Raw genomic sequence first — 1,510 nt, forward strand, 5'->3', positions numbered from 1 at the left:
GCGCGGGGTCTTTGAAACCGTTTATGTCGGACATAAACGGTTTCCGTCGTAGCCCCGAAACCCCTTGTCCTTCGCGGACGGCAGCATTTTTTGTTGGGGGGTTTTTGGGGGTTTTCCTGTCACGGGCCGTAAAAAAGGTACTGCCGCCGTCGTGTTGTGACGGTGGCCGTGATTGGCCATCCCTTTTTTCCGTGAGGGTTGCATTATTGTTCCCGCTTTGCGCGGCGGGTAAGAAGACGCGCGTTGCTCCCCGTTGTACACACCCTTTCCGGCTGGGTAAGCCGTGAATTTTCTTTTAACCGTAGCGGTTTTTTGGTCTTGTGTGCGGCGGCGGGGCTGTTTGCCCGACCAGGCGGGGAGAATCCTGGATTTTTGAGGGTTTTGAGGTTCTGAGATTTTGGAATTTTAGGGTTCTGGGATTTTGGATGATTTTTAATGGCTTGGGTTAGCCAAAAGGTACGGCTGTCATCCATCACTAAAACGGTGGATGGATGAAGGGCAAAAAGGGGTGATGGTTTGGGATAGGGGGAAAGGTATGACGAAAACTGATGCCGATGGTGTCAGTGTGGGTGCCGGGGCGGCACGTTAACGCCGTCCGTGGCGGACGGCGTGATTTCCGTGTTCGCTGCGGATATTGGCGGGACATTGCGCCTGCGGTGGATGCGCGGGCGTTGCACCGGTTTTTGGGCTTGAACCGGGAGTTTTTGGTGTGGGTCAAAAACAGGATGGCTGAGTACGGCTTTGTTGAGGGGCTGGATCTCCTGCTCCCCCAAATGGGGGAGCTTGAAAATTCTGGCCTCCAGACGACAACCGATTATTGCCTGTCGCTGAATACGGCCAAGGCGTTGGCGATGGTGGGGAGGAACCCGCAAGTCCGTGGGCGTGGCAATATTTTATTGATTGCGGGAGCCGCCTGTTGGCGCAATTGCTGGCTCAGGCCAGCCAAACGCGGCCGGCAGTGCCGCCGCCGGATGCGGGGAAGGCTTTTCCGTTGCCCGCCGACAGGATGCCGGTTCTGGTGGCGCTTGGTTTTTTTGGGGCTTTCCTTTTCCTTTCATAGGCTGTAAAAAAGGCAGGGTTGCCGTTGTGTATTGTTCGCGCTTTGCGTGCCGGGGGCTGTTTGCCCGACCAAGCGGGGAGAATCCTCGGTTTTGTATGCTTTTTAATGGCTTGGGTTAGCCGAAAAATCGTCCTTCATCCATCGCCAATTTTGGTGATGGATGAAGGGCAAAAATAGTTAACTGGTTTGAATAGGGGAAAAAATATGACGAAATCTGATACGGATGGTATGGTCAATGCGGATTCTGGTGTGGCTGTTGGTGGGGATGCGGCAATGTTAATGCCGTCAGGGGCGGACAGTTTGGTTCCGGTGTTGGCTCTATATGGCTGATGGTAAGGATTCCTTCGTAAATGAGTAAAGCCAGAAATCTTTAATGCAAAATCTTCGTCCCAATTGAAGCTTACTTTAAACTGACCACTATTTTTTACAGGTAGAATGCGGGTTACAGGG

At 53.0% G+C, this 1,510-nt stretch carries 2 protein-coding genes; one reads left to right on the forward strand and one right to left on the reverse strand.

Annotation, left to right across the window (positions count from 1 at the left end; all coding sequences use genetic code 11):
- The first annotated feature begins 548 nt into the window (after positions 1-548).
- Positions 549-1,067 (forward strand): antA/AntB antirepressor family protein, encoded by a 519-nt coding sequence (locus AADEFJLK_RS23625; protein WP_103976037.1) that lies wholly within the window; start codon positions 549-551, stop codon positions 1,065-1,067.
- Positions 1,068-1,194: 127 nt separating this feature from the next.
- Here the strand turns inward: AADEFJLK_RS23625 and AADEFJLK_RS25370 are convergent.
- Positions 1,195-1,510 (reverse strand): hypothetical protein (locus AADEFJLK_RS25370; protein WP_211299342.1); only part of this gene is annotated, 316 nt, incomplete at its 5' end.

The sequence above is a fragment of the Methylovulum psychrotolerans genome (assembly GCF_002923755.1).
Taxonomy (GTDB): Bacteria; Pseudomonadota; Gammaproteobacteria; order Methylococcales; family Methylomonadaceae; genus Methylovulum; species Methylovulum psychrotolerans.

Coding starts and splice junctions, on each gene's coding strand:
- AADEFJLK_RS23625 (WP_103976037.1), top strand. CDS start 549: ATGCCGATGGTGTCAGTGTGGGTGCCGGGGCGGCACGTTAACGCCGTC.